The sequence below is a fragment of the Nonomuraea sp. NPDC001684 genome (assembly GCF_053596515.1).
Map to the genome: position 1 here is coordinate 1 of NZ_JBSFGJ010000543.1, position 5720 is coordinate 5720.

Consider the following 5720-nt stretch of genomic DNA (forward strand, 5'->3'; position numbering starts at 1 on the left):
GATCCGGCTGACCAGGACGGCCGCCAGCACGCCGTACAGCGTGACGCCCCAGCCGATCGCGACGATCAGCCGCTGGCGGCGCATGAGCAGCGGACCCGGCGCCAGGCCGATGAGCAGGGACAGCACGAGCAGCGGGGCGATCGCGCCCAGCTCGCGCGGCCGCACGTCGGTGACCCGCGGCGTCAGCTCGCCCGGCTCGCCGAGGAACGCGCGTTGCAGCGCCCGCAGGAACAGCGCCGCGGTGATCAGGATGCCGGTCACGGAGAGCGCGCCCGCGAGCACGGCCCCCGAGCCGATCACCCCGGTGAAGATCTGGAACTCGGCGATGAACCCCGACAGTCCGGGCAGTCCGAGCGAGGCGAACGCCGCCACCGCCGTGAGCCAGGCCAGCACGGGCGCCCGTCCCGCGATGCCGCCGTAGCGGCCGAGGGCGTAGCCGCCCGCGCGGTCCCACAGCACGCCGGTGATCAGGAACAGCGCGCCGGTGACCAGGCCGTGGCTGACCATCTGGGTGACCGCGCCGCTGACCGCCAGCTCCTTGGCCCGCGCCGGCCCGCCGGCCAGCCCGGCGGCGCCCAGGGCGAGCACGACGTAGCCCATGTGGTTGACCGAGGTGTAGGCGACGAGCCGTTTGAGGTTCTCCTGGGCGAGCGCCACCAGGGCGCCGTACAGGACGCTGACCAGGCCGATCACGATGACCAGCCAGGCGTACGCGCGCCACGGGCCGGGCAGCAGCGGCACGGCGATGCGGGCCAGCCCGTACGCGCCCATCTTGAGCAGCACCCCGGCGAGGATGGCCGACCCGGCGGCCGGGGCGTCGGTGTGCGCGGGCGGCAGCCAGGTGTGCACGGGCACGACCGGCGTCTTGACCCCCAGGCCGATCCCGATGGCGAGCAGCACGGCCGGGCCCGCGTCCGGCGGGCGGCGGGTGAGATCGGCCAGGTCGAAGGTGTGCGGGTCGGCGGCCAGGTAGAGGCCGACGAAGCCGAGCAGCAGCGCCAGCGAGCCCAGGAAGGTGTAGAGGAAGAACGTCAGCGCGGACCTGGCCCGGTCGCCGTGCCCCCAGCCGACGATCACGAAGTACATGCCGACGATGGACAGGTCGAAGAAGACGAAGAACAGCAGCAGGTCGAGCGCCGCGAACAGGCCGGTGGAGACGGTCTGCAGGAACAGGAACAGCGCCGCGTGCGCCTTGGGCCTGGCGGGCTCGCCCAGCGAGTGGACGGCGCAGAGCAGGAACAGCACCGCGGTCATGGCGATCAGCGGCAGCGACAGGCCGTCCACGCCGACGTGGTAGCCGGCCCCCGCCGTCGGGATCCAGCGCAACCTGGTCTCGTACGCCAGGCCGCCTCCGTACCCGGTCCACAGGACGATGACCAGGGCGAGATCGGCGGCGGACGCGGCCACCCGGATCAGGCCGGCCGCGCGCGCCGTGACGCCGGGCAGGACGAACAGGGCGGCGGCGGCCAGCGGCAGGAACACGACGACGTCGAGCACGCCTCACCTCACGATCGCGAACACGACGGCCAGCACGACGAGGGCGACGGCGGCCTGGGCGAAGTAGATGTGGATCTGTCCGGTCTGGGGACGTCTGGCCAGCCCGCCGAGGCGTCGTACCGCGCCGCCGGTCCGTCGGACGAGCCCGTCGAGCCCCGACTCCAGCGGGCTTCCGGCCAGCCGCGCGGCCAGCAGTCCCGCCCGCGCGACCGCCTCGACCGCGCCGTGCACGACCCGCTCGTCGACCCAGGCCGCCCACCGCGCCGCCCGCAGCAGCGGCCGCCACACCACGGCCCGCGCCGCCCGCTCCAGCCCCAGCCAGCGCCCGAACACCCCGCCCACGCGCGAAGGCGCGACCGTCCCTGGCCGCACCCCGATCACGGCCGTCCCGGGCCGCACCGCGATCACGGCGGTCACCAGGGCGAGCGCCGGGACCCCGGACAGGGCCAGCTCGCCCGCCGTGAGGCCGGGCGCGCCCGGGTCGCCCACCAGCCGGGACCACCAGCCGTGCAGCGCGGGCAGCCCGACGATCCCGGACCCGGCCGCCACCAGGGCAAGCACCGGCAGCGGCAGCAGTTCGGGCCAGGCCACCCGGCCCGTGGCCCGCCGCTCGCTCCCGGTGCCGGTCGCCGCGTCGGCGGGCCGCCAGACCGCGGCCAGCGCCTTCCCCGCGTACAGAGCGGCCACCAACCCGGCGGCGAAGGCCACCACGCGCGGTCCAGGCTGCGCGACCCCGCCCAGGACGGCGTCCTTGGTCACCCACAACGACAGCGGCGGCAACCCGGCCAGGGCCGCGGCCCCCACCCCGAACGCCACCCCCACCAGCGGGAACCGCCGGGCCGCGCCGTGCAGCCCGGCCAGGTCCTTGGTGCCGAGCGCCGCCAGCCAGGCCCCCGCCGCGAGGAACAGCAGGCTCTTGACGGCGGCGTGCGCGGCCAGGTGGGCCGTCCCGCCGGAGACCGCCGACGCCCCCGCCGCCAGCACCATGAACCCGACCTGCGCGCAGGTCGAGGCGGCCAGAAGCTGTTTGAGGTCCCGCTGCGCCAGCGCCACCAGGCCGAGCAGCAGCGCGGTCAGCGCGCCTGTCCAGGCCGCCACCGCCGCCGCCCAGCCGGTGGCCGCGAGCAGGGCGTGCGCCCGCAGCAGCAGGTACGCCCCCGCCACCACCATGGTCGCCGCGTGCAGGAACGCCGACACCGGGCTCGGGCCCGCCATCGCCCGCGACAGCCAGAACGCGAACGGCCCCTGCGCCGACTTGCCCAGCGCGGCCAGCACGATCCCGCCCGCCACCACGTCCCGCCACGGCGGCGGCAGCCCCGGCAGCCCGGCGAGCGTCAGGCCGCCGCCCGCGGCCAGGGCCGCGCCGCAGGCGACGTACAGGCCCAGGTCGCCGGCCCGGGTGGTGACGAAGGCGACGGCTCCGGACCGTACGCGCTCCCGGTCGCGCCACCGGTAGCCGATCAGCGCGTACGACATCGCCCCCATGACCTCCCAGCCCATCAGCAGCAGGACGAGGTCCGTCGCGGTCACCGTGGCCAGCATCGCGCCGAGGAAGATCAGCATCAGCCCGTGGAAGCGCCCCGACCGCTGCTCCGCCGCCGCGAACACCAGCACGGCCAGCCCGACCGCCGCCACGGTGACCACCATGACCGCCGAGAGCCCGTCCACGGCCAGCCCTTCGCCGAGGATCAGCCGGGCGGTCGCCGAGGGCCTGGTCGCCGCGGCATGCCCGGCCAGCCCGAGGGTGAGCGCGGCCGTGGCGACGGACAGGGCGGGGGCGGCGCGGCGCACGGCGATCAGCAGCGCGCCGGCGGCGGCGGGCAGCGCGGGCAGCAGCCACAGGGACGGGCTCATCCCTTGAGGTCTCCGGCGGCGTCTATCGTGTCCACGTCGCGGGCGCGGAAGACGGCCGTGGTGACGGCGAAGCCCATCGCCATCTCCAGCGCCATCACGGTGACCGCGACCAGGACGAGGACCTGGCCGTCCGCGGCGGCCGGGGCGACGTGGTACCAGAAGGCGCCGGCGGCCGCGAGCACGCCGTTGATCATGAGTTCGAGGCCCATCATGAGCATGACGATCGACTGCTGGGACAGCACGCCGTACAGGCCGACGGCGAACAGGGCGGCGGCCAGCAGCAGGAATGCCTGGAGCGTCACCGGTCGTACCGTCCCCGGTGGGTGGCCAGCAGCACGGCCGAGATCATCGTCGCCAGGATCGCCACCCCGGCGACCATCATGACCAGCATCTTCGGTCCCATCAGGGACAGGCCGAGCGCGTGCGTGGGGTCCGCCGGCGGCCGTCCGCGCCGGCTCGGCGGGCGGACGAGCAGCGCCCCGGCGGCCAGCAGGACGAACACCGTTCCGGCGACGGCCGCCGCGCCCCGCTGGTTGTGCACCATCTTCATCGGCACGAGCCCGGCCGGGTTCATCATGTACATGATCATGAAGACGGCCATGACCAGCATCTCCATGACCATCATGAGGACGACCAGCACCCCCAGGTACTCCAGGTCGATCAGCAGCAGCGTCCCGCCCACGGCCAGCAGCGAGACCAGCAGCGCGAACGTCGCCCGCGCCATCGAGTCCACCATGAACACCGCCACCCCACCCGCCACCGCGACGACCGCCAGCGCCCAGAACGCCACGTTCACGGCAGCACCGCCACCGCGACGACCAGCAGTTGCACGAGCGTGACCGGGATCAGCACCACCCACGCGAACTGCACGAACCGGTCCATCCGCACGACCGGCATGCGATGCCCGGCCAGCACCAGCACGGCCAGCACCGCCGCCGTCTTGACCTGCCCCCACACCCAGCCGGGCAGCACGGGCCCCGCCGCGCCCCCGAGGAACAGCGGCACCGCCCCGGCCGCCGCCACGACCAGCAGCGCGTGGCGTCCGGCCAGGAAGACCAGCCGGTCGGGGCCGCCCAGCTCGCCCGGCACGCCGCCGCACACGTCCCGCCCGACCGGCTGCCCCATCGGCCCCCAGAACGCCATCGCCACCGCCGAGATGAGATAGACCGCGAACGCGACCGGCATCCACACCACGAACCACAACCCGCGCTGCGCCGCCACGAGGTCCGCGAACCGCAACGACCCCGCCCCCCCCCCCGCGGTGATCAGCACGAACATGTGCGGCAGCTCGTACGCCAGGCCCTGGGCCAGGAACCGGTAGCCGCCGACCAGCGGCCACACGGCGTTGACCCCCCACCCGACCAGCCACAGGGCCCCCCAGACGCACACCTCCATGGCGTTGAACCACACCACCCCCGCCCCCAGGTCCAGCACCGGCGCGCCGCCGACCGGCAGGACGACGGCGGCCAGCAGCGCGGCCGCCGGCAACGCCACGACCCCGGCCCGGGTGAGCAGGACGTCGGCCCGGTCCGTCCGCCGCCGCTGCTGCACCACCAGCCGCGCCCCCTCCCTGAACGGCGCCACCGCCGCCGCCCGCCACGAGCTCCGGCCCGCGCCGAGCGCCGCGTCGAAGGCCGCCGCCCCCCACGTCAGCACCGCCATCCCCAGGGCCGTCCCCGCGGCCGTCCCCGCGGCCACCGGTTCACCCGTCCCTGGCTGGCGACGGCAGCCGGTCGAGGTCCGGATCGAGACCGGCCACGATCAGGCGTGCCACGGCGAGCTCGGCCCCGGCCAGCAGGCCCGGCAACAACGCCAGCACCCGGTCCACCGGGACGTCATCGCCGTCCCCGGGTCCGGGGCACTCTTCGGTCAGGGCCTCCACGTCCTCTTCGGTCAGGGCCTCCACGTCGTCGAGCCACCGGCGCGCACGATCCAGGGTGTCCCCACGCAGCCGCTGTGGAGCGTTCGAACCGAGCTCACCCGCGCCGCGCAACATCCACCGCAGGACCCATGACCTGCGCACCCGCCGCGTGAACCGGACGCATCGGCGTCTTCCCCGCTCGTCCATGGCGTCCGCGAGCAGGCGGTCGCGCAGGCGCCGGGCGTCCGCGGCGGCGGCGGGCCAGCCGGCCACGCCGAGCAGCCTGCCGAGGCCGTCCAGCCGGGCCGCCGCCGTCCGCCGCCGCGCCTCCGCCGGGCTCGCGTCCGGCCCCGGCGTCCAGAACGCGTCCCCCGTGCCGTCGGCCGGCAGGGTTCGCACCCGCGCCTCCTGGATGACGTCCCCTTGCAGGACGGTCTCCACCACCAGCCCCGCGGGCCAGTCCGCGAGCACGGGTCCCAGCGGCACGTGCAGCCGGTCCAGCTTCAGC

The 5720-nt window shown here is 75.5% G+C and carries 5 protein-coding genes and 1 pseudogene; all 6 read right to left on the bottom strand.

Annotation, left to right across the window (positions count from 1 at the left end; translation table 11 throughout):
- Positions 1 to 1497, bottom strand: a 1497-nt coding sequence (locus ACWCSD_RS46525) for a complex I subunit 4 family protein (protein WP_449925196.1), incomplete at its 3' end; no start/stop codon positions are given.
- Positions 1498 to 1500: 3 nt separating this feature from the next.
- Positions 1501 to 3351 carry a proton-conducting transporter transmembrane domain-containing protein gene (locus ACWCSD_RS46530; RefSeq protein ID WP_449925197.1) on the bottom strand — a complete coding sequence of 617 codons (1851 nt, stop codon included), beginning with the start codon at positions 3349 to 3351 and terminating at the stop codon, positions 1501 to 1503.
- Positions 3348 to 3653 (bottom strand): NADH-quinone oxidoreductase subunit NuoK, encoded by a 306-nt coding sequence (nuoK, locus tag ACWCSD_RS46535; protein WP_449925199.1) that lies wholly within the window; start codon positions 3651 to 3653, stop codon positions 3348 to 3350. Before nuoK ends, ACWCSD_RS46530 begins: the two co-directional genes overlap by 4 nt.
- On the bottom strand, positions 3650 to 4147 hold the full coding sequence (locus ACWCSD_RS46540; protein ID WP_449925202.1) for an NADH-quinone oxidoreductase subunit J: 498 nt from the start codon (positions 4145 to 4147) through the stop codon (positions 3650 to 3652). The genes nuoK and ACWCSD_RS46540 overlap by 4 nt, the downstream gene beginning before the upstream one ends.
- Positions 4144 to 5049, bottom strand: coding sequence for an NADH-quinone oxidoreductase subunit H (locus ACWCSD_RS46545; RefSeq protein WP_449925205.1), 906 nt, complete (start codon positions 5047 to 5049; stop codon positions 4144 to 4146). Before ACWCSD_RS46545 ends, ACWCSD_RS46540 begins: the two co-directional genes overlap by 4 nt.
- Before the next feature lie 4 nt (positions 5050 to 5053).
- Positions 5054 to 5720: pseudogene (locus ACWCSD_RS46550) on the bottom strand (hypothetical protein); the annotation flags it as partial.